The 19,923-nt window shown below is 55.8% G+C and carries 24 protein-coding genes; 12 read left to right on the top strand and 12 right to left on the bottom strand.

From position 1 onward, the window contains the following. Positions 1 to 351: 351 nt before the first annotated feature. The 3 genes from ACR0LX_RS21460 to ACR0LX_RS21450 form a co-directional block, all read right to left on the bottom strand. Complete coding sequence (locus ACR0LX_RS21460) at positions 352 to 1,263, bottom strand: homocysteine S-methyltransferase family protein (RefSeq protein WP_480785393.1); 912 nt, start codon at positions 1,261 to 1,263, stop codon at positions 352 to 354. 254 nt (positions 1,264 to 1,517) lie between these two features. Continuing rightward, a complete protein-coding gene (locus tag ACR0LX_RS21455; protein WP_480785392.1) occupies positions 1,518 to 2,003 on the bottom strand; it encodes a MaoC family dehydratase in 486 nt (161 codons plus the stop codon). A 79-nt stretch (positions 2,004 to 2,082) separates the two neighbouring features. After that, a complete protein-coding gene (locus tag ACR0LX_RS21450; RefSeq protein ID WP_480785391.1) occupies positions 2,083 to 2,841 on the bottom strand; it encodes an SDR family NAD(P)-dependent oxidoreductase in 759 nt (252 codons plus the stop codon). A 200-nt stretch (positions 2,842 to 3,041) separates the two neighbouring features. On the opposite strand from ACR0LX_RS21450, the gene ACR0LX_RS21445 reads away from it, so the two are divergent. From ACR0LX_RS21445 to ACR0LX_RS21415, 7 genes are all read left to right on the top strand, one after another. Continuing rightward, the gene (locus ACR0LX_RS21445; RefSeq protein ID WP_480785390.1) at positions 3,042 to 3,272 is read left to right on the top strand and encodes a hypothetical protein; all 231 of its coding nucleotides are present in this window, start codon (positions 3,042 to 3,044) and stop codon (positions 3,270 to 3,272) included. A gap of 259 nt (positions 3,273 to 3,531) precedes the next feature. Next, entirely contained in the window at positions 3,532 to 3,903 is a 372-nt protein-coding gene (locus ACR0LX_RS21440) for a YciI family protein (protein ID WP_480785389.1), read from the top strand. 3 nt (positions 3,904 to 3,906) lie between these two features. Beyond that, positions 3,907 to 5,142 (top strand): RNA polymerase sigma factor, encoded by a 1,236-nt coding sequence (locus tag ACR0LX_RS21435; RefSeq protein ID WP_480785388.1) that lies wholly within the window; start codon positions 3,907 to 3,909, stop codon positions 5,140 to 5,142. Between the two features lie 68 nt (positions 5,143 to 5,210). After that, positions 5,211 to 5,597: a VOC family protein gene (locus ACR0LX_RS21430; protein WP_480577692.1), complete on the top strand. Its 387-nt coding sequence runs from the start codon at positions 5,211 to 5,213 to the stop codon at positions 5,595 to 5,597. A 24-nt stretch (positions 5,598 to 5,621) separates the two neighbouring features. Next, positions 5,622 to 6,020 (top strand): MAPEG family protein, encoded by a 399-nt coding sequence (locus ACR0LX_RS21425; RefSeq protein ID WP_480785387.1) that lies wholly within the window; start codon positions 5,622 to 5,624, stop codon positions 6,018 to 6,020. Continuing rightward, positions 6,020 to 6,364 carry a TfoX/Sxy family protein gene (locus tag ACR0LX_RS21420; protein ID WP_480785386.1) on the top strand — a complete coding sequence of 115 codons (345 nt, stop codon included), beginning with the start codon at positions 6,020 to 6,022 and terminating at the stop codon, positions 6,362 to 6,364. The genes ACR0LX_RS21425 and ACR0LX_RS21420 overlap by 1 nt, the downstream gene beginning before the upstream one ends. A 12-nt stretch (positions 6,365 to 6,376) precedes the next feature. After that, complete coding sequence (locus ACR0LX_RS21415) at positions 6,377 to 7,036, top strand: DUF2461 domain-containing protein (RefSeq protein ID WP_480785385.1); 660 nt, start codon at positions 6,377 to 6,379, stop codon at positions 7,034 to 7,036. A gap of 577 nt (positions 7,037 to 7,613) precedes the next feature. Here ACR0LX_RS21415 and ureG read toward each other — a convergent pair. The 9 genes from ureG to ACR0LX_RS21370 form a co-directional block, all read right to left on the bottom strand. Then, the gene (ureG, locus tag ACR0LX_RS21410; protein WP_480785384.1) at positions 7,614 to 8,243 is read right to left on the bottom strand and encodes an urease accessory protein UreG; all 630 of its coding nucleotides are present in this window, start codon (positions 8,241 to 8,243) and stop codon (positions 7,614 to 7,616) included. Next, on the bottom strand, positions 8,240 to 8,893 hold the full coding sequence (locus ACR0LX_RS21405; RefSeq protein ID WP_480785383.1) for an urease accessory protein UreF: 654 nt from the start codon (positions 8,891 to 8,893) through the stop codon (positions 8,240 to 8,242). Before ACR0LX_RS21405 ends, ureG begins: the two co-directional genes overlap by 4 nt. Continuing rightward, on the bottom strand, positions 8,877 to 9,329 hold the full coding sequence (ureE, locus tag ACR0LX_RS21400; protein WP_480578832.1) for an urease accessory protein UreE: 453 nt from the start codon (positions 9,327 to 9,329) through the stop codon (positions 8,877 to 8,879). The genes ACR0LX_RS21405 and ureE overlap by 17 nt, the downstream gene beginning before the upstream one ends. Positions 9,330 to 9,357: 28 nt before the next feature. Then, entirely contained in the window at positions 9,358 to 9,582 is a 225-nt protein-coding gene (locus ACR0LX_RS21395; protein WP_480785382.1) for a hypothetical protein, read from the bottom strand. A 119-nt stretch (positions 9,583 to 9,701) separates the two neighbouring features. Further along, positions 9,702 to 11,462, bottom strand: a complete 1,761-nt coding sequence (gene ureC, locus ACR0LX_RS21390; protein ID WP_480785381.1) for an urease subunit alpha — start codon at positions 11,460 to 11,462, stop codon at positions 9,702 to 9,704. Beyond that, positions 11,437 to 11,769, bottom strand: a complete 333-nt coding sequence (locus ACR0LX_RS21385; protein ID WP_480785380.1) for an urease subunit beta — start codon at positions 11,767 to 11,769, stop codon at positions 11,437 to 11,439. Before ACR0LX_RS21385 ends, ureC begins: the two co-directional genes overlap by 26 nt. Beyond that, a complete protein-coding gene (locus ACR0LX_RS21380) occupies positions 11,766 to 11,927 on the bottom strand; it encodes a hypothetical protein (RefSeq protein WP_480785379.1) in 162 nt (53 codons plus the stop codon). Before ACR0LX_RS21380 ends, ACR0LX_RS21385 begins: the two co-directional genes overlap by 4 nt. A gap of 18 nt (positions 11,928 to 11,945) precedes the next feature. Further along, a complete protein-coding gene (locus tag ACR0LX_RS21375; RefSeq protein ID WP_480785378.1) occupies positions 11,946 to 12,248 on the bottom strand; it encodes an urease subunit gamma in 303 nt (100 codons plus the stop codon). A gap of 1 nt (position 12,249) precedes the next feature. Then, positions 12,250 to 12,987 (bottom strand): urease accessory protein UreD, encoded by a 738-nt coding sequence (locus tag ACR0LX_RS21370; RefSeq protein WP_480785377.1) that lies wholly within the window; start codon positions 12,985 to 12,987, stop codon positions 12,250 to 12,252. Between the two features lie 476 nt (positions 12,988 to 13,463). Between ACR0LX_RS21370 and urtA the strand changes: the two genes are divergently transcribed. From urtA to urtE, 5 genes are read left to right on the top strand one after another with little or no spacing between them, the layout of a single operon-like run. Next, positions 13,464 to 14,744 carry an urea ABC transporter substrate-binding protein gene (gene urtA / locus ACR0LX_RS21365; RefSeq protein ID WP_480785376.1) on the top strand — a complete coding sequence of 427 codons (1,281 nt, stop codon included), beginning with the start codon at positions 13,464 to 13,466 and terminating at the stop codon, positions 14,742 to 14,744. 59 nt (positions 14,745 to 14,803) lie between these two features. Beyond that, entirely contained in the window at positions 14,804 to 16,756 is a 1,953-nt protein-coding gene (gene urtB, locus ACR0LX_RS21360; protein ID WP_480785375.1) for an urea ABC transporter permease subunit UrtB, read from the top strand. A 3-nt stretch (positions 16,757 to 16,759) separates the two neighbouring features. After that, a complete protein-coding gene (urtC, locus tag ACR0LX_RS21355; RefSeq protein ID WP_480785374.1) occupies positions 16,760 to 17,989 on the top strand; it encodes an urea ABC transporter permease subunit UrtC in 1,230 nt (409 codons plus the stop codon). Beyond that, positions 17,986 to 18,726, top strand: coding sequence for an urea ABC transporter ATP-binding protein UrtD (gene urtD, locus ACR0LX_RS21350; RefSeq protein WP_480785373.1), 741 nt, complete (start codon positions 17,986 to 17,988; stop codon positions 18,724 to 18,726). The genes urtC and urtD overlap by 4 nt, the downstream gene beginning before the upstream one ends. A gap of 3 nt (positions 18,727 to 18,729) precedes the next feature. Further along, positions 18,730 to 19,425 (top strand): urea ABC transporter ATP-binding subunit UrtE, encoded by a 696-nt coding sequence (gene urtE / locus ACR0LX_RS21345; protein WP_480785372.1) that lies wholly within the window; start codon positions 18,730 to 18,732, stop codon positions 19,423 to 19,425. Positions 19,426 to 19,923 lie beyond the last annotated feature (498 nt).

Here is a 19,923-nt window from a genome sequence, read left to right as displayed (position 1 = left end):
AACATCGGCAGCATGATACCCTGGAATTACATCGTTTTCGGGCGAACATCGCATCGCCTACAGCACAGTTGCCAACTTACCGCGTCAATTCAAAGCCAACGCGTACTATCGGAAAGCAAATCCTGTCATTTACCCCGGCTATCTGTTCAATCTCACAAAGCTCTCGCGCATGCAAACCGCGCCTTTGCAGTCGGCAATACAGATCGCCAGGACTGCAGCGGAACATTCAAGGCCGCAAAATACTCGACTCGAAATCTCCTATCTTCAAAGTTCTCCTGTGATCCTATCGGGAGCTCGACCTCCAATCAGGGACAGCGCAATTGCGCATGCCAAGGGTCGGAAACAAATCGGCTAAACTATTTCGGTGGCCATTGATTTGAGGTGACGCATGTCCGTGCCGCAGCAACCTCCAAATATCTGTATTGACGGGTTTTTTCGTACAATCTCGGCCATCTGCCTACCAAGCTGACCGGGATCTCCTTCGTCCAGTTCTTTTGCTTCATCAAGTTCCGTATGCGAGCAGCTCGATGCGTTCGCCACTATGCCTCTCAGCCGCGGGTGGTTCCTGAGCGCTCCGGAAAAGTGGGTTGGATGAGCGCAATTAACCATAAAAAACAGCGCAACCGAATTGGTTGCTCCGTCAATCATCTCAATTGCGTCAATCAGTTTAGTACCGTCTGCTAGGCATCCGTCTGTCTCGACAACAAGAGACATGATAATTGGGATATCAGCGTCTTCGGCTGCGAGGATACATCCGGCCGCTTCGCTATGACGATTGAAAGTATAAGCGGTGACAAGATCTACGCTTGTTTCCTTCAGACTGTTGATTTGAGCACTGTGGTATTGCCGTGCATCTTCGACAGAAACAGGCGGAATGTCTGCATAAGGGTCGTAACGCGGGCCAATACAGGCAGAAACCAATACATCGTCTCGACGAGCAACCTGGCGCACATCCTCCATTAGCCGTACCGCATCTTTGTTTACCTCGACGAGGCGCTCCGCATCATAATCCAATGGAGCCGCGCGCTCCGCGTTAGCCATCCAAGTTGGAGCATCGAGAATGCATCCGAGGTTCATTTCTTCGGCAAGTTCGACAAGAGCTTGCATCTGATTGGCCATTATGGTGCGAGTGTCAGGCCTTTCCAGCAATGGAAAGGATGCGAATCCTGGCAACTCAACTCCGTGATTGAAAATGAGGTCGGTGCCCGTACCGGCATAAACAATGTACTTCTTGTTTGCTTCGTGTGGGAGTTGTCGCGCCACTTTGATCCCCCTTTCTCTATTTGAAAGTTGCGTGAGAAACTATCTAGTCTGTTGCGTTATGTGAACCTTGGACAGCAATATGGCATGTTTTTGCGAGCCTGTTATGATCTAGCTATACGTCTCGCCATCGCAGAGACGCTTCGGATAGCGGGCGCTAAAGTTGTAATTTCAGTTGATACCCGAGGTCGGCTTTGGGCCGACCGATGATTTCAAGAGCTCGGAGCTCACCTCGCGCGACATCAAAGCGAAAAGACTTATGTCCGCCGCGCCATTACGTGGTCCATGACCAAATTTAGCACCTCGATATCATCCTGGTTAAAGGTTCGATAACGGAAGCGCACAGTTCCCCGATCGGGCTTGGAGCGTGAAGGAGTGAGTATCTCGACAGCTACCCGAGCGCGGAGCGTGTCGCCAGGAAACACTGGAGCGAGCCACCGCACTTCGTCCATGCCATGGCCGCCTAAGTTGGTGTCGGTGAGCACACCGGTGTCACGAAATAGTCGGAAGGTGAGTGCTATAGTTTGAAAGCCGCTGGCAATGATCCCGCCGAAAATCGACTCTGCTGCTGCTACTTTGTTTACGTGAAAGGGCTGAGGATCATGCATAAGTGCAAAGTCAACAATCGCGCCCTCGGTGAGAGTAATCCCGCCGGTTTCGAAGGTATCTCCAACTGTCAGATCGTCAAAAAACTTGCCGCTGGTCATTCCAAAAGAATAGTCAGCAGTGGAGCTGTCCGTCAACGAGGACCCCTTTCCGCAATCTACCAAACACGTTTGGCGATCGCTGCAGTCTATTTGTGGCGAATTTCCTAAGCTGACCTCAGTCGAGGTGAATTCCACCGTCAATCACCACCGTTTGCCCCGTGACCGATGGGCTTTTACAAAAAGTCAAAACCTGTTGGGCGACGTCGTCGATGGATGTCGTCGTGCCTAAAATCGATCTATCACGCCAAAGTGCAACGAACTCTTCCGGAGCGCCCGAAGACATTTGTGTGTCTTCCATTAAACCTGGGGAAATGCAGTTCACAGTGACCTCCGGAGCCAAAGCCGCAGCCAAAAAACGGGTAAGTGGCACCACGGCTGCTTTGCTGGGAGCGTATGCCGCAGCGGCGCCCCAAACCCCGTGACCAATAGTGGAAGAAAGATTGATTACCCGACCCCATTTGGATGCGCGAAGAAATGGTGCGGCTGCTCTGGTCAAATAGTAGGGCCCGCTTAGGTTCACGTTCAGCATTTCGGTCCAGATTTCTGGCGTGAAAGCTTCGAGATCGCCCTTGGGAAGGCTAAACCCGCCTGACGCCATTCCGGCATTGTTGACCAGAATATCCAGACAGCCAAATGTGCCGACAACGTCATCAATACACTCGGAAACAGATGCAGGGTCGCAATGATCAATCTTGACGGCCTTCGCCACTTGGCCCTGGTCGATAATGCTCTGGCAGACGGCTTGTGCTCGGTCCGCGCCACTCTGGTATCCGACGATCACCTTGACGCCATTGCCAGCAAGCAAGTGGCAAACCTGAGCTCCAAGTCCACCACTGCCACCGCTCACCAAGGCGACACTGCCTGCAATATCCATTTCTCACCTATGAAAATATCCTACCTCACTCATGTATCGTACCAGATTAGAGACAATTCATCGGAAAGTCATAAGCAGCAGGATTCCTCAATCCAGCACCCTCGTCATATTACGTTCGCGAGGAATCTCGGTAATGCGGGTTGCTAGCTCAGGGTTTAGACAATTCCGACGGCACAAATGGGCTTAAACTCGAAGATCAAATGGGTGCTGGGATTGGTAAGACCTTTTACCAGGTGGACGGGCCCGTCGCTCTGGCGGCTTGGAGTTTTGACAATTTCAACATCGATCTCCGACCAAACGACTATGAAGCCTCTTGTTGGGCGCAGAAAGCAGGCACGACTGTATTCGTGCCATTCGATATGGTAGCAGAAAATTTCGGAAACCGAGAAATGCCGTTCACGCTGAAACTTCGTGTTCGCGAGAAAAAGTGATCGCACAGTTCTAGCATAAGGGTGTTGACGTCCGTTGCAATCTAGGCTCGCTTCATCCGAATGGCAGGTTGGCGTGGCTCAAGGATCCAGAACGATATCCAGTTGAGTTTTGGAAACCCGCTTGGCTTGCGTTTGGATGCCCGTGGGTAATCTCTTGGTGTTCTAAATTATTGTCTTGTGACTTTGCACCAAGGGTGGCTGTCGGATTTGCATGTCTTTGCGCGTCCTTGCACCATGAGGCTTATGCAAGGAGGCGAGGATGATATACGCAATCACTATCTATGGGGAACCCGGCGTGTTTGAAGCGCTGCCCAAAGATCGTCAGGACGACGTGATGTCGGGCCACGGAGCGCTGCAATCGGCGTTGACGAACCGGGGGGCGTTCGTTTCGATGAAGCTGATGCCGCCAACCTCTGCCGTCATGGTTGAACCAGCCCCGGCCGATGGCGCGGCACCGCTGATCACCGACGGTCCGTTTGCAGAGACGAAGGAGAATTTCCTTGGGTTTTATGCCGCCGATTTCAAAGACCTCGATGAAGCTCTGGAATACGCAAAGATGATCTCGTCTCCTGTCGCAAGGCTCGAGGTGCGGCCGGTCGCTTGGGCCGGTGGCGTGATCTCGTCGGAATAAACCGTGTCGGACTGGCTTGAGGCGACATTTTCCCTGCACCGACCGCGCGCGCTTGCGGCCCTGACCCGATTGTTTCGGGATATCGACATGGCCGAAGAGGCGTTTGCAGACGCTTGCCTCAAGGCTCTGACGATTTGGCCCAAAGACGGTGCGCCGCGTGATCCGTTGGCGTGGCTGCTGACGACGGCACGTAATTCGGGCCTTGATCATCTGCGTAAATCCCAGCGCCGCGCCGCGATCCTGTCGCGCCATAGCGAGGAGTTTCAGCCGATGCCAGCCGAAACACCGGACCCTGATGAGATGCGGGATGACGTTTTGAGGTTGCTGTTCATCTGCTGCCATCCGGAACTTGACCGGCGGGATCAGATTGCGATCGCGCTGAAGGTGGTTCTGGGCTTGAGCGTCGATGAGATTGCCCGGGGGTTTCTCGTCAAGCCAAAAACGATGGAGCAGCGGATCACCCGTGCCAAGAAGAAAATTTCGCTTAGCCCTGTCGCTTTTGAAACCCCAACTCCGGCAGAAAGGGGCGCGCGGTTGGGGGAGGTGTCCCTGATGGTCTATTTGATGTTCAGTGAGGGGTGGTCGACCTCGACAGGTCCGAAGCAAATCAAGCTGACTTTGTGCGAGGAAGCGATCCGCCTCGCCCGTCTGCTTGCAGCACTGTTTCCGGCAATGGGAGAACAGGCCGCATTGCTGTCGCTTTTGCTGTTTCAACACGCCCGGCGGGATGCGCGTATTGACCCCGGGGGCAAGCTTGTGGCGCTGGACGATCAGGATCGAAGCCTATGGAATCGCGCGGACATCGCCGAGGCGACGGCCCTTTTGCAAAAGGCCCAACGAACCGGTCATCATGGCGTCTATATCATTCAGGCTGCAATCGCGGCGACACATGCCCATGCAGACTCGGTCGGTGACACGGATTGGGCCTCGATCGAAAGCCACTACGCCGCCCTCTACGCATTACAGCCGACGCCTGTCGTCCGACTTAATCAGATTGCGGCTCAGGCCAAACTGCACGGCCCGGACTATGCGTTGAAAGCGATGCAGCCTCTGGCACAGAAATTGTCCAGTTACCGCTGGTTTCACGCGATGCGCGGGGGGCTTTTGCAGGAAACAGGTGATCACAGTGCAGCGATTGCAGCCTTTGAAACGGTGATGACGCTCGGCCCGACCGCCCTGGAACGTCGCGCGATCACAGAAAAAATTATGGTTAGCCAAGAAATTTTGCGCCGCGTGTAGGGAACATCGTGCTTCGCGCGTCCTTGGTTCAGACCCGTATGTGGCGGGTGCAACCAAGGGAGATGCACATGAGTATTCTTGAGATGACCACGGTCGGAAACTCCGGTTGGATCGGGCATTCCGGCCCCGATCAGGGCAAGGCCAAAGCGTTCTACCAAGATGTGCTGGGCTGGACGATTAACGACATGCCCATGCAGGACGGGTCGAGCTATTCCGCGGCCGTTGTGGGCGAAACCGCTATTGGTGGCTTTTCCCCGATGCCAGAGGATCAGGGAAGCTGGACGATCTTTTTCACGGTGGCCGATGTGGACGCCAGCGTTGCCAGCGCAAAAGCCAAAGGTGCAACGGTCGTTCAGCCTGCTATGGATATGCCTGGGGTCGGCCGCATGGCCACGCTGAATGACCCGCAAGGCGCGCGCTTTGCGCTGATTACCTATGAAAGCATGGCGTCCTGAACGTGGTCAGAAGGGAGGGTTCAGATGGAACAGTTTCCGCAAATCGCGCTGGTTGTCACAGCCATTTTTGTGTTGATGAGCATTCCGATGGCGATCGCCGTCGGTGTGCGTCGTACCAGGACCGGGATTTCCTTGCTTCACGGCGAGGATGAGAGCCTGCTGCGGCTGATGCGGGCGCACGGGAACTTTATCGAGTACGTGCCGCTTGCCTTGTTGGCCCTTGCAGGGGCAGAGATCGCCGGAACCCCACCCTGGCTGGTCGCCGCCTGTGGTGGCGTTCTTCTGCTCGCACGCCTCATCCACTATTTCAGCCTGAGTGCGACTGTGAACGGCAAAGGGCGTGCGGTTGGAGCGGCGCTCACGACTTTGACCATGCTGGTGCTTGCGCTGGCGATCCTCTGGCAACTTTGGACAGCCAACTGATGCCCGTCGATGACGTGCTCAATGCCCGCATGCGAGACAATTTGGCTGCGCATGCGGGCATTTCCGAAAGGCGGATGATGGGTGGCTTGTGCTTCTTTTTGAATGGCAACATGATCTGCGGTGCGCGCCGTCACAAAGATGGTGCGGGCCGGTTCATGTTTCGGGTCGGCAAGGTGAACGAGAGTATCGCTCTGCGAGATCCCACAGCCCATGCAGTAATTCACGGAACCCGCAAACTGGGTGGTTTTGTTCGTGTGGACGAAACAGAGTGCGATAACGCCGCTTTGGCGCGTTGGCTGCGACTTTGCCTTGAGCACGCTGCATCGCTGCCGAAGAAAAACTGAACGGAGTTTTCCGTGGCCCGATTTGACTGTTTTTCTCAAGAGGCGGTTGGTTTTTTGAAGGACCTGAAAGCCAACAATTCGAAGGATTGGTTTGCGGCGCACAAGCTTGTCTATGAGACGCACCTGAAAGCGCCTAGCAAATTGTTTGCCGAATACATGGTTTCAGCTCTACGTGATCTGACGGGGCAGGACCACGACAGCAAGATCTTTCGCATCCATCGAGATGTCCGCTTTTCCAAGGACAAAACACCCTACAACGCGCATCTGCATCTTGCGTTCATGCCGACAGGGCAGGGTGGTCAGCCGCCGATGTGGTTCTTTGGACTTTCACCCGAAAAACTGTCACTTGGTTGCGGGGTCTTCCAGTACCATAAGGGCTCGTTGGAGGGATTCCGAAATGCGATGGCGGGACCCCTGGGGGCGAAGTTGCTTATGATCACCTTAGAGATGCGAGAACGGGGTTTTCGGATTGGTGACCCGGAGTTGAAGCGCATCCCGCCCGGTTTCAACAAACAACATCCGCATGGAGAAGCATTGCGGCGCAAGGGCTTTGTGGTCTGGATGGACACCGAGACGCCTACATTTGTTTTAGAGCCAAACCTGACGGGCCGAACAACCACCGTATTCGAGGAGTTTTTGCCAGTGTTTCGACTTCTTCTTCAGATCAAATGACTCAAATTGTCGAACGAAGCGAGTGGCTGCTTTGCCTGGTTTCGCTGCGGCCTAGGTTCACATCAACAAAAATCGGCAACCGGCCGCGGGCGATGTTAGAATTGGTGATCCAGCTAATTTATTTTTCTCGCTCCCTCGCTTCCACCGGCTGCAAAGCGTTTCAAGCGCTTTCGGCACCCCGCCGGTGCGACGGCCAACTTCCGTTGTGCGATCCGAATTCATTTAGGGCGTCTCGCCAATGAAACAGATTACAATTGATGAATATAAATTCACTCGGCACCTTTCTATCATCGACGCGTGGCTTGCCATGCGCCGCAGATAGAGAGGGGACAGCTTGGCCGTCTGCTCGTCTGTCAGAAAAAAAGGGTCGCTCATGTTTCCGCTCCGTTTTCCGAGCTGTGAAAATCAATGCATCCTGACCCTGGCTGATCTTGGTTTGTTTCTCATACAGATAGCCGGTGAGTGAATTAAAAGAATCCAGAAAAATTTGAAATTGAAATATTGTTTTTTTGGCCTCGACAACCGGTCTCCACCTTTGGTTTTGAGTGCTGACTATTTGGTGTCTTCGTCTTGTGAACTAATTGAGCTCTGAAATCACCAGTCCCGCCCGCTTCACCAAGAGTTCAACAATTGCATCGACCCCATTTCTGTGACGAAGTGACGAAAACAAAAATGGTCGCCCTTTGCGCATTTTTTTTGCATCACGTTCCATAACCTGCAACGAAGCGCCAACATGCGGCGCCAGGTCGGTTTTGTTGATTATAAGGATGTCTGATTTCGTAATTGCAGGCCCGCCTTTCCTGGGGATTTCCTCGCCTGCCGCGACATCGATCACGTAGATCGTCATATCCGCCAATTCCGGGCTGAATGTGGCCGATAGATTGTCGCCACCGCTTTCAATCAACACCAGGTCGAGATCAGGATGGCGTTGCTGCATTTCGGCGACGGCCGCTAAATTGATCGAGGCGTCCTCGCGAATTGCTGTGTGTGGGCAACCGCCGGTTTCGACACCGATGATCCTGTCGCGCGGTAGGACCTGCATACGCATCAGTGCTTCGGCATCTTCTTGCGTATAAATGTCATTGGTGATGACGCCCAGCGAACAAACGTCGCGCAAGGCTTCGGACAAGGCGGCGGTTAGCGTGGTCTTGCCAGCTCCGACCGGGCCACCAATGCCCACGCGAAGGGGGCCGTTCATACTCGTCATGTGCGGAATATCCTCGAATATTGTGTTTCGTGTTTCATGGACGCGATGTCGGTTAAGAACGTGGTCGAGCTCAACTCGTCCAGGCTTGCTTTTTGTGCTCGTTCGGCGATCTGAGCACAGAGCGGCGTCAACTGGCGGATCAATTTCTGAGCATCCGTCTGCCCAAGCGGCACAAGGCGCGTTGCACATGCGACAAGGTTGCTTGCAAATGCTTGTAGAAACAATTTGGTTGTCAGCAGCACAGGAAGATTTTGCAGTCTTGCGGCCCGGCCCACAGCGACCGGGTAGGTGAATTGAGCTAGGTCCAACTCCCAGACGTTTCGGGTAACTGATCCAAATGCCTGCCCCAGCAACTCGGTCTCCATGAGCCGTTCGGATGATGCGCAAAAGGCCCGAGCGATGGCATCGATATCGAACAATTCATCTTTGTCTTGCGCATGGAAGCCCGCCACAACGAACAATGCATCATTCCACCCGGAACCATGCGCCAGCACATCTGAAATCCAGGCTTTTGTGTCTGGTGAACTGTTGACGGTTCCATCTTCGATTGCAGCCTCCAGCCCGTGGGAATAGGCAAAGCCGCCAACGGGATAGGCAGGAGACAACCATTGGGTCAGCGTCAGGATATCGGCGTCAGTGGGCGTGGCCATGGGTCCTGCCGTGGCCATAGGCTCCGCCTTCCGGGGTGAACGGTTCCTGCACCTCTCGTACCGTGGCCCCGATTTTCAGAAGCATGTCCCGGATAACGTGATCGACCTGGATCAACAGGCGATCCTCTTCGATCTGACATGGCGTGTGGCGATTGCCGATATGCCACGCGATGCGCGTCAGGTCCGGTGCCGTTACCTGCAGCAGAGCTTCGGGCGCGGCCTGTATTTCCACTTCGCGACCGTCGTCCAGAACCAACGCGCCGCCGTGGTTCAACGAGGTGGTTTGTGCGAGATCGATGAGAATCTGTTCGCCACTCTCGCATGTCAGAACCTTGCGCCGCAAAAAGCGGTCATCATAGGTCAGTGAGAGGCAGTCTGCCGGATCGCTGTGGGTGTGATCCGAATACTGGCGCGCAGTACAGAGCAGGGCGGTCATGCCATCACCTCCTTGTTAGCGGGAATGGTCAGGGCCAGATTGTGTCCGAAAACACCAGATGAACGACCCGTTCGCACGTCAGGCCATGGTTCTTCGACTCTTCGTTGCTGAGCGATTTTAGGAATGAGATGTGCCGGACGCGAGATTGAGCATCGGCCACTCTGATCAGAGCCGAGTAAATTGACGACCCGATGTATGTGATCATTCCGGGCAGCGTAAAGCCTGCGTTTAGATGGGTTGCTGCGTGTGCCATTTGGACCCTCGCGACCGTTGGTCCTCCCGTGGGATTTGATATTTGTCATATTGGCCTCGCTAATGAGTGTGTCTGGTCAATTCTGCGTTGAACGTGCCGCGGTGCGGCGCATTTTTTGATCAGAACAAAAAGTATCGTTGTGCCATCGGCAGCGTTTCGGCGGGTTGGCAAGTTAGCAGTTCGCCATCTGCCCGGACCTCATAGGTTTCCGGGTCGACTTCGACATGTGGGGTTGCGTTGTTCAGCAGAAGATCCTGCTTGCCGATCTTACGTGTGTTATTGACAGCAACCGTCTGTTTCGCCAATCCGAGCGTATCCCCGATCCCATCCGCCTGTGCGGCCTGAGAAACAAAAGTGATCGCTGAGTTTTCGACCGACCGCCCATAAGCGCCAAACATCGGGCGGCTATAGACCGGCTGCGGTGTGGGGATCGACGCGTTGGGATCACCCATCTGCGCGCAGGCGATAGTGCCACCCAGCAAAACCATCTCGGGCTTCACCCCAAAAAAGGCCGGGTTCCACAACACGAGGTCAGCACGTTTACCTTCTTCGATACTTCCGATTTCATGGCTCAGACCATGGGCAATAGCCGGGTTGATAGTGTATTTCGCGATGTAGCGGCGAACGCGGAAATTGTCGTTCTCACCGGTTTCCTCGGGCAGGCGACCACGCTGTTTCTTCATCTTGTCAGCGGTTTGCCACGTGCGGATCAAGACCTCTCCGACCCGGCCCATGGCCTGGCTGTCGGAGGCGATGATCGAGAAAGCCCCCATGTCATGCAGGATATCCTCGGCCGCAATCGTCTCGCGCCGAATGCGGCTTTCGGCAAAGGCCACGTCCTCGGGGATGGATTTGTCGAGGTGATGGCAGACCATCAGCATATCCAGATGCTCTTCGACCGTGTTCACGGTGAAGGGCCGTGTGGGGTTCGTCGAGGACGGCAGAACATGGTTCTCGCCGCAGATCTTGATGATGTCCGGGGCATGGCCACCGCCTGCGCCCTCGGTGTGGAAAGCGTGGATGGTGCGGCCTTTCATGGCAGCCACGGTGTTTTCCACAAATCCGGATTCGTTCAGCGTGTCGGTGTGGATCATCACCTGCACGTCCATCGCGTCGGCGACCGACAGGCAGCAGTCAATGGTCGCAGGGGTCGTGCCCCAGTCTTCGTGCAGCTTCAGGGCACAGGCCCCGGCCTTGATCTGTTCCTCCAGCCCAGCAGGAAGCGAGGCATTTCCCTTGCCCGCAAAGGCAAGGTTCATCGGGAAAGCATCCGCCGCCTGCAACATACGCCCGATATGCCAGGGTCCGGGTGTGCAAGTGGTTGCCAGCGTGCCATGCGCGGGGCCAGTGCCGCCACCCAACATAGTTGTCAGGCCGGAATGCAGCGCGTCTTCGATCTGCTGTGGGCAGATGAAATGGATGTGGCTATCGAACCCGCCTGCGGTCAGGATGCGACCTTCGCCCGCAATGATCTCGGTGCCTGGACCGATGATGATGTCCACACCCGGCTGGGTATCCGGGTTTCCAGCCTTGCCGATCTTGGCGATGCGCCCGTCTTTCAGCCCGACATCCGCTTTGAAGATACCGGAGTGATCGACGATCAGCGCATTGGTGATTACCGTATCCACCGCCCCTTCGGCTCGCGTGACCTGAGATTGCCCCATCCCATCGCGAATGACCTTGCCACCGCCGAACTTGACCTCTTCGCCATAGACGTCTTGGCGGTGCCCGGTCTCGCTGAAACGCGCTGCCGTTGCCCGTTCGACGATCAGGTCTCTTTCGACCTCGATAAATAGATCGGTATCTGCCAATCGTACTTTGTCGCCGACCGTTGGGCCGAACATCGAGGCATAGTCACTCCGGCTGATCTTGCCCGGCATATTTCAAAGCCCCCATGATGTGCATATTGAACCCATAGATGTGCCGGCGCCCGTCATAAGGGACCAGCATAACCTCGCGAGCCTGGCCCGGCTCAAATCGCACAGCTGTGCCTGCCGGGATGTCCAATCGCATCCCCAAGGCCGCGTAACGATCAAAATCCAAGGCGGAGTTTGCTTCGGCAAAATGGTAATGGCTGCCGACCTGCACTGGCCGGTCACCGGTATTGGCGACGATTACCAAACGACTGCTGCGTCCTGCGTTGAGCGTCAGTGAACCTTCGGCAGGTATGATCTCACCCGGGATCATTTCGGCCGCTTCATTATCACTGTAATGGTAATGACCGTGATCAATGCCAGCCCAGATGCGAGCATCACGTAATCACTGCCATGGGCATGAATATGGGTATCCGTATGGGCCATGGCTGGGCCGGCCAGAACAAGAGCGGGAAACAGCATGCGGTACATTGGGAACTCCTTGGAAAATTAGCGGATCGGGTTGTGGACAGTCACCAGCTTGGTACCATCCGGAAAAGTGGCTTCGACCTGCACCTCGTGGATCATCTCGGGCACGCCTTCCATGCACTGATCTCGGGTGATCACTTCGGCCCCGGCTTGCATCATGTCGGCGACCGAGCGGCCATCGCGCGCGCCCTCGACCACGGCATCGGTGATCAGGGCGATGGCCTCGGGGTGGTTCAGTTTGACGCCGCGAGCCAGCCGTTTGCGGGCGACCTCGGCGGACATGGCGATCAGCAGTTTGTCTTTTTCACGAGGTGTCAGGTTCATGTCAGAGCATCCAGCATCGGGGCAGCGTGTCGTTGTTCAACCGGCGCAAGACTGGCATCAGCGTTTGGCGCAGGGTAAAGCTGTTTTCGGCGAGAACACGAATGACCAGCAGATCATTGCGGATCAGGGTCGCGCCTGCAGTGTCGGGCAACATTTGACGGATGGGCTCCAGATGAGCTTCGGCGGACTCGGACGCCAAGACGATCAGCGCCATGGCCTTTGCGCCACTGGCAATATGCGGCTTGGACAGGTGCGCGTGCCAATCACCTGAAAACCGCAGCGAATCCAGAAACACCGGAATTCCGTCGCGCCTAATTTCGACCTGATCACGCAGACGGATGCCGGTCAGCAATTCGCCCATGGCCGAGCGCCCGAACACCAAGGGTTCAACAATCAGCGCCTCGGAATTCGGGGCCAGATCGATCCTGAGGCGTCGGTCCAGGGCACTGCCATTGAACAGTATCGTCTCTTGCGGCAACCAGTTCAGACGCGCTTCTGACTCGACTGTCACGTGACTGGCTATTCGTCCAAACTCGTCAGGTCGTGCCTTGTAGACGCGCTCGCAGGCTTGTGTTGTTAGCGTCAGTGCGGTGCCCTCGGCGGCTGTCCCGGAAAACCGGAATGAATCGCCTCCGGTCACACCACCGGCCGTATTCAGAAGAACCGCATCCAGATCAGGTGTCGTGGCTCTGGGAAACAGGCACCTGAATGAGCCGGACTGGTGAAACCTGTCTATCACGCTCCGATTGGCCAGCGGCTTGGTGCGTAAGCTAACAGAACCTATGGCACGCGGTGGCGTTGTGTCCTGGAAAGGCAATATGGCTGCTGCTTGGGAAATAGGGCACCTTTTGACTGTCGTTTGGCGCTCTCTGTTTCTCTGCTGACGCGTCGGAAGACTAATTTACAGTGCCGTAAACGGTCCTATTCCACGTCATCCGCTCAAATTTTGGACGGCGTCGGGCCCGGTAGCCAAAAAATTAGGCACTGACTGCCAAATTCCAAATATACCCCGCAGGCATATTGCTAACTTCGCTGCGATGCAGAAACCGTATGGGTGCCCAAAGCGGAGAGAGTTCGCAGGGTGTGTGACGGCTGCGCGAATTGGACCTCGAACACAACCGCCACACGTAAACGCAACAACAGTTGCGGGGATCAGGTAGAAGAAGAGTGTGCCTTTGTGCAAGCCCTCTCTCCCGGCCCCGCCAGGAGGATTACATGAAATCGCTCAAATCCACGCTCGCCGGATCGGCTGTATTTGCTGTCATGGCCACCGCAGCCTTGTCGGACGAAGACACAATCAAGGTTGGCGTGCTGCATTCGCTTTCAGGCACGATGGCAATCTCGGAGACGACGCTAAAAGACACCATGCTGATGCTGATCGACCAGCAAAACGCCAAGGGCGGGCTGTTGGGTAAACAGCTTGAGGCGGTTGTGGTTGATCCGGCTTCGGACTGGCCCCTGTTTGCCGAAAAAGCGCGCGAGCTGCTGACGGTACACGAGGTGGATGTGATCTTTGGCAACTGGACATCGGTAAGCCGCAAATCGGTTCTGCCGGTAATCGAAGAACTGAACGGTCTGCTGTTCTATCCTGTTCAGTATGAGGGCGAAGAAAGCTCGAAAAACGTCTTCTATACCGGTGCTGCCCCGAACCAGCAGGCGATTCCTGCAACCGATTACTTCCTTGAGGAACTCGGGGTCGAGAAATTTGCGCTGCTTGGAACAGACTACGTCTATCCCAGGACCACCAACAATATCCTTGAAAGTTATCTGAAGCAGAAGGGCGTCGCGGATGACGACATCTTCGTCAATTACACACCCTTTGGCCATTCCGACTGGTCCAAGATTGTGGCTGATGTGGTTGCGCTGGGCGCAGATGGTAAGAAGGTCGGTGTGATCTCGACCATCAATGGTGACGCCAATATCGGCTTCTATAAGGAATTGGCGGCGGCTGGCGTGTCGGCAGATGACATTCCGGTCGTGGCGTTCTCGGTCGGGGAAGAGGAACTGTCGGGCTTGGATACCACCAACCTTGTGGGTCATCTGGCCGCGTGGAACTACTTTCAGTCGGCTGACACGGACGCCAACGCCAAGTTCGTTGAGACCTGGAAAGCCACCATGGGCAAAGACCGCGTGACCAACGACCCGATGGAGGCGCATTACATCGGTTTCAACATGTGGCTGAACGCCGCGACCGAAGCCGACTCGACACAAGTCGACGCAGTACGCGCCGCAATGTACGGGCAGGAGTTCCCGAACCTGACCGGTGGCACCGCTGTGATGCTGCCGAACCACCACCTGGCCAAGCCGGTTCTGATTGGTGAGATCCAGGACGATGGGCAGTTCGACATCATCAGCGAGACCGACGTTGTGCCGGGTGACGCGTGGACCGATTTCCTTCCGGAATCGGCAGTTCTGGTGTCGGATTGGAAAGAACTGGGCTGCGGTATGTACAACACCGAGACCAAGACCTGCGTTCAGACCCTGTCGAACTACTAAGCCTCCTGAAAGGCGGGTGTCACCACCCGCCTTGTTTCAAGACAACCAGGTTTCCCTACATGTTAAGACTTTACCTCGCGGGCCTCGCATTCCTTTGCACCTGCCTGACCGCCAACGCGCAAGACACCGGACTGCAACCGATCCTTCAGGAACATCGTGAGATCATCGCCAAAAGCTCGCGTAAAACCATCAAGCCGGCGATCGATGCGATTGCATCCAGCGGATTGCCCCAAGCGCAGGCGATGCTTGAGACATGGGCCACCAAGGACATGTGGATACGCAAGTCTGACGGTCTGTTCTTTTCTGGCCAGAAAGGTGAGGGGCGGTCGTATGAACTGACCGACTTCGATACAGGTGACGTCGTCGGCACGTTCGAGAAATCCGAGTTGAAGCAGCTGAAACCCAACAGTGGTATCCGCGCTATGATCAGGACAGCCCTGGTCCAGTTCCAGCTGACGGACCCGGATCGCGCGAAGCGTCTGGCCGCATTGCAGTCGATCCAGCGTGATCCCCAAGGAGCCTTACTGGAGCCCCTACGTGCGTCGATTTCCAATGAACCTGATGCAGATCTGAAGGCTCAGAAACAGCGGCTTGAACGATTGCTGACGATTGGATTTGACGACGATACCGCAACTCGCGTGGCCGCGATCGAAGAAATGTCCGGCGATCTGAGCGTTGATGTGCGTGCGGCTCTGAACCCTTTGGTCGTCACCTCCCGGCACGCGGCAGCCGAATTGCCCACGGACCTGAACGTCGCCGCTATTCTTGAACCGGGCTCACACGGTCTAACGTCTGACCAAGCGTATGACTTGCTCGTCGCAAGAAACCTTGCCGCACCGCGTGTTTCAGCGGACGGCATCAGAGCGGCACTGGCAGCCAACGTCGATGGGGGCCGCGTAGGTGGTATTCCCGTCGCACGGCTATATTCTGATGAAATGCGAGCGCGTGCATATGCCTCTCTGGCTGATGCGGGGCTTGTTCCCGTCTTAGTAACCAGCGCAGATGTCGCCACCGCAGTGAACACGCATGTTTTCTACGAAACCTACAGCGAGCCGTCTGCAGAAGTCACCGAAGCAGCCGAGAGGGCTCTGGAACAGATCGAGCTGAAAGTTGGCGTGAACCAATCGCTCGATCTGACACTGGACGCGATCTCGTTGGCGTCGATCTATTTCCTCGCGGCAATCGGTTTGGCCATTACTTTCGGCGTGATGGGCGTGATCAACATGGCCCATGGTGAGTTCATCATGATGGGTGCCTATACCGGCTATGTGGTGCAGCAGTTCATCCCCGACCATACGCTGTCGATCATCGTCGCCATCCCGATGGCCTTTGCCGTCACCTTTGCAATGGGCGTCGCGATGGAGCGGCTGGTGATCCGCTGGCTTTATGCCCGCCCGCTGGAGACACTTCTGGCGACGTTTGGTATCTCGATTGCCCTGCAGCAACTGGCCAAGAACATCTTTGGCACACAGGCCCGGCCGCTGACCGCGCCCGGCTGGCTGGACGGGGCATGGGTGCTGAACGACGTGGTCTCGATCAGCTACATCCGCATTGCGATCTTTGTGTTGGCGATGATCTTTCTGGGGCTGTTCCTCTACATCATGAAACGGACAAGGCTGGGGCTTGAGATGCGCGCGGTGACGCAGAACCCGCGCATGGCGGCGTCAATGGGGATCAATCCCGGGCGCGTGAATATGCTGACCTTTGGGCTTGGCTCGGGCATCGCCGGGATCGCCGGGGTTGCGATTGGCCTATTCGCCAAAGTCACGTCCGATCTGGGCAGCGACTATATCGTGCAAAGCTTCATGACCGTGGTAGTCGGCGGCGTCGGCAACATCTGGGGTGCGCTGGCGGGGGCCGGGATGATCGGTTTCTTGCAAAAAGGGATCGAGTGGACGAACCCATCGAATACCCTTGCAGCGCAAACCTACATGATCGTCTTCATCATCATTTTCATCCAGTTCAGGCCAAGGGGCATCATCGCCCTCAAAGGCCGCGCGGCGGGGGACTGATCCATGGAACGCAGCTTTGTCGCCAAGAACCCATCCGTTCTGGTCTTTCTCGCCATCCTGTCATTGTTCACCCTCGGGGTGACTGTCCTTTCCGAAGGGTTTGGGATCGGCGTGATCTCGACCAGCTTCGTCAAGACGCTGGGCAAGACACTGTGCCTGTGCCTGATCGCTGTGGCGATGGATCTGGTCTGGGGGTTCACCGGCATCCTCTCGCTTGGCCATTTCGCCTTTTTCGGGCTGGGCGGCTACATGATCGGCATGTGGCTGATGTACGAACGTACGCGTTTGATCGTGGTCGAGTCGCTCTCACAATCCGAAATCCCGCCGACACCTACCGAGGTCGTTGACGCCATCGGCACACAAATCTTTGGCGTGGTCGGATCGTCAGAATTTCCGTTGATCTGGGCCTTTTCGGGCAGTCTGGCATTGCAATTGGCGATGGTCGTTCTGGTGCCCGGGCTGTTGGCGTTGATCTTCGGTTGGCTCGCCTTCCGCAGCCGCGTTACTGGCGTGTATCTGTCGATCCTGACCCAAGCGATGACCTTAGCACTGGCCCTGTATCTGTTTCAGAACGACAGCGGCTTGCGTGGCAACAATGGCCTGTCCGGTCTGCAGAACCTGCCGAATGTCACCGCTTCGCAAGACGTGGTGTCCATCTGGTTCCTCTGGGCCTCCTCTCTGGCCTTGGGGCTGGGCTACATCTTGGCGGCTTGGATCGTCTCGGGCAAGTTTGGCTCAGTCATCCGGGGCATCCGCGACAACGAGGCACGCGTGCGGTTCCTTGGCTATTCCGTCGAAGTCTACAAACTGACCGTGTTCACCCTGACCGCTTGCATCGCGGCCATCGCGGGCGCGCTCTATTACCCGCAGGCAGGCATCATCAATCCCGAGGAAATGGCCCCGATCGCGTCTATCTATCTGGCCGTATGGGTCGCCATCGGCGGGCGGGGTCGCCTGTATGGTGCGGTCATCGGCGCGGCGTTCGTCAGCCTGCTCAGCACATGGTTCACGGGCGGGCAGGCCCCGGATATACCGCTGGGTTTCTACACGATCAAATGGGTCGACTGGTGGCAGGTGCTGCTGGGCGTATCCTTCGTTCTGGTTACCCTGTTTGCCCCCCAGGGAATAGGCGGCTTATTCGATATCTGGAGCAACCGGCGACACCCTGATCGCCACGGTGCCAACTTAGGCCCTGATGACGGCGCGCTGCGTGAAAAGGAGGCAATCGAATGAATACTCTGCTTGAGGTTAGCGGTGTTTCGGTCACTTTCGACGGTTTCCGAGCCATCAACAACTTGTCGTTCCGGATCGGCGAGACCGAGCTTCGAGCCGTGATCGGTCCAAACGGGGCGGGAAAGACCACGTTCATGGACATCATCACAGGCAAGACCCGGCCCGATGAAGGACGCGTCATCTGGGGAAAGAAATCCGTACCTTTGTTGGGAATGTCGGAAGCAAAGATTGCGCAGGCCGGGATCGGACGGAAATTTCAAAAACCAACGGTTTTTGAAGACCAAACTGTGCACGACAACCTGCTGATGGCGCTTAAGAACAAACGTGGCTGGCTGCACGTGCTTTTTTATCGAACTTCCGCAGGCGATTTGCAGAAAGTTGAAGATCTGGCCGCCGAAATCGGCCTGCAACAGGACTTAAACCGCAAAGCTGGCGAACTGAGCCACGGTCAAAAGCAGTGGCTGGAAATCGGCATGCTGCTGGCCCAGGAGCCACGTCTCTTGTTGGTGGACGAACCTGCCGCCGGCATGACCCCGCTCGAGCGCGAACACACAACCGACTTGCTGGTTCAGGCTGCCGGAACCCGCGCCGTGGTCGTGGTGGAACATGATATGGAGTTTGTCCGGCGTTTGAATTGCAAAGTCACGGTGCTGCACGAAGGGTCTGTCCTGGCCGAGGGCAGTCTTGATCACGTGACATCTAATCAGGACGTTATTGACGTATATCTGGGGCGTTAAACAATGCTGAAGCTGACCGATCTGACTCTACATTATGGGCATTCGCAAATCCTCAACGGGATTTCCATGGAAGCCAGACAAGGTGAAGTAACCTGCGTGATGGGGACCAACGGTGTCGGGAAAACCAGCCTGATGAAAGCAATATCAGGTTCGCATCCTCGTTCGGGTGGCAATATGGAACTCGGCGGCAAGAAACTGGGTGTTTTGCCTGCTCATCTGATGGCCTGGAAAGGCGTGGCCTATGTCCCTCAGGGCCGCGAGATTTTCCCTTTGCTCTCGGTTCGCGAAAATCTTGAAACAGGTTTCTCCTGCTTGCCCGCCAGCGAACGTTTCGTGCCAGATGAAATTTTTGATATGTTCCCAGTTCTTAAACAAATGCAACACCGGCGCGGAGGCGACCTTTCTGGTGGTCAGCAACAGCAGCTGGCGATCGCGCGGGCATTGATCACGCGGCCACGCCTGCTGCTGTTGGACGAGCCGACCGAAGGCATTCAGCCCAACATCATCCAACAAATAGGCGAAGTCATCCGACACCTCAGAACGACCAGCGGAATGGCAATCATCCTGGTCGAGCAATACTTCGATTTCGCTTATGATCTTGCGGACAGATTTATCGCACTGCGACGCGGGGAAGTCTTGATCAATGGCACTAGGGAAGACGTGTCGCGTGACCAGCTAATGCAGGCCGTAACAGTCTAGCGCTGATACCTGGAATTGGCTGTTGGTGGAATCGTGAAACTCAAATTTGTCCTGCATTGAAGCTTGGGACAAGGTTTGATGCTCTAAAACACGTTCAAATTAGAGATGCATGTTTCTTGAACACTGTCGTTCAGAGCTTCTCGTCTTGATAGATGATTACTTTCGGAAAGACCGACTGGTTGCGTATCCGATCAAGGTTAGGCATCGGCGTGCGTTGTCAGCAATGTTGTGCTGCACGATGGTCATTTCTAACTACCGCGAAGTGGCGTCTTTGGATATTAAGGCATTGTTACTCGTCCGAACGTTCGCAAACGGAGAAACTGCTGCGTTGTCAAATATCCGCCGCTGCGGCCGCAAACACCTTCTGCGTCACCAGCGTTTGAATATCCAGAAGTCCGGAGTGTCCGGAGGCTGTGTGGAAACGCACCGGATCTAGTCTTTTTCTGAGCTTGTGAGTTTTGTTGCGGTTGTTTCGCTGGATTTTTCATTTTCGTGTCT

It is taken from the genome of Ruegeria sp. CH11 (assembly GCF_056537105.1).
This window is presented reverse-complemented; position numbering and strand designations above follow the sequence as displayed.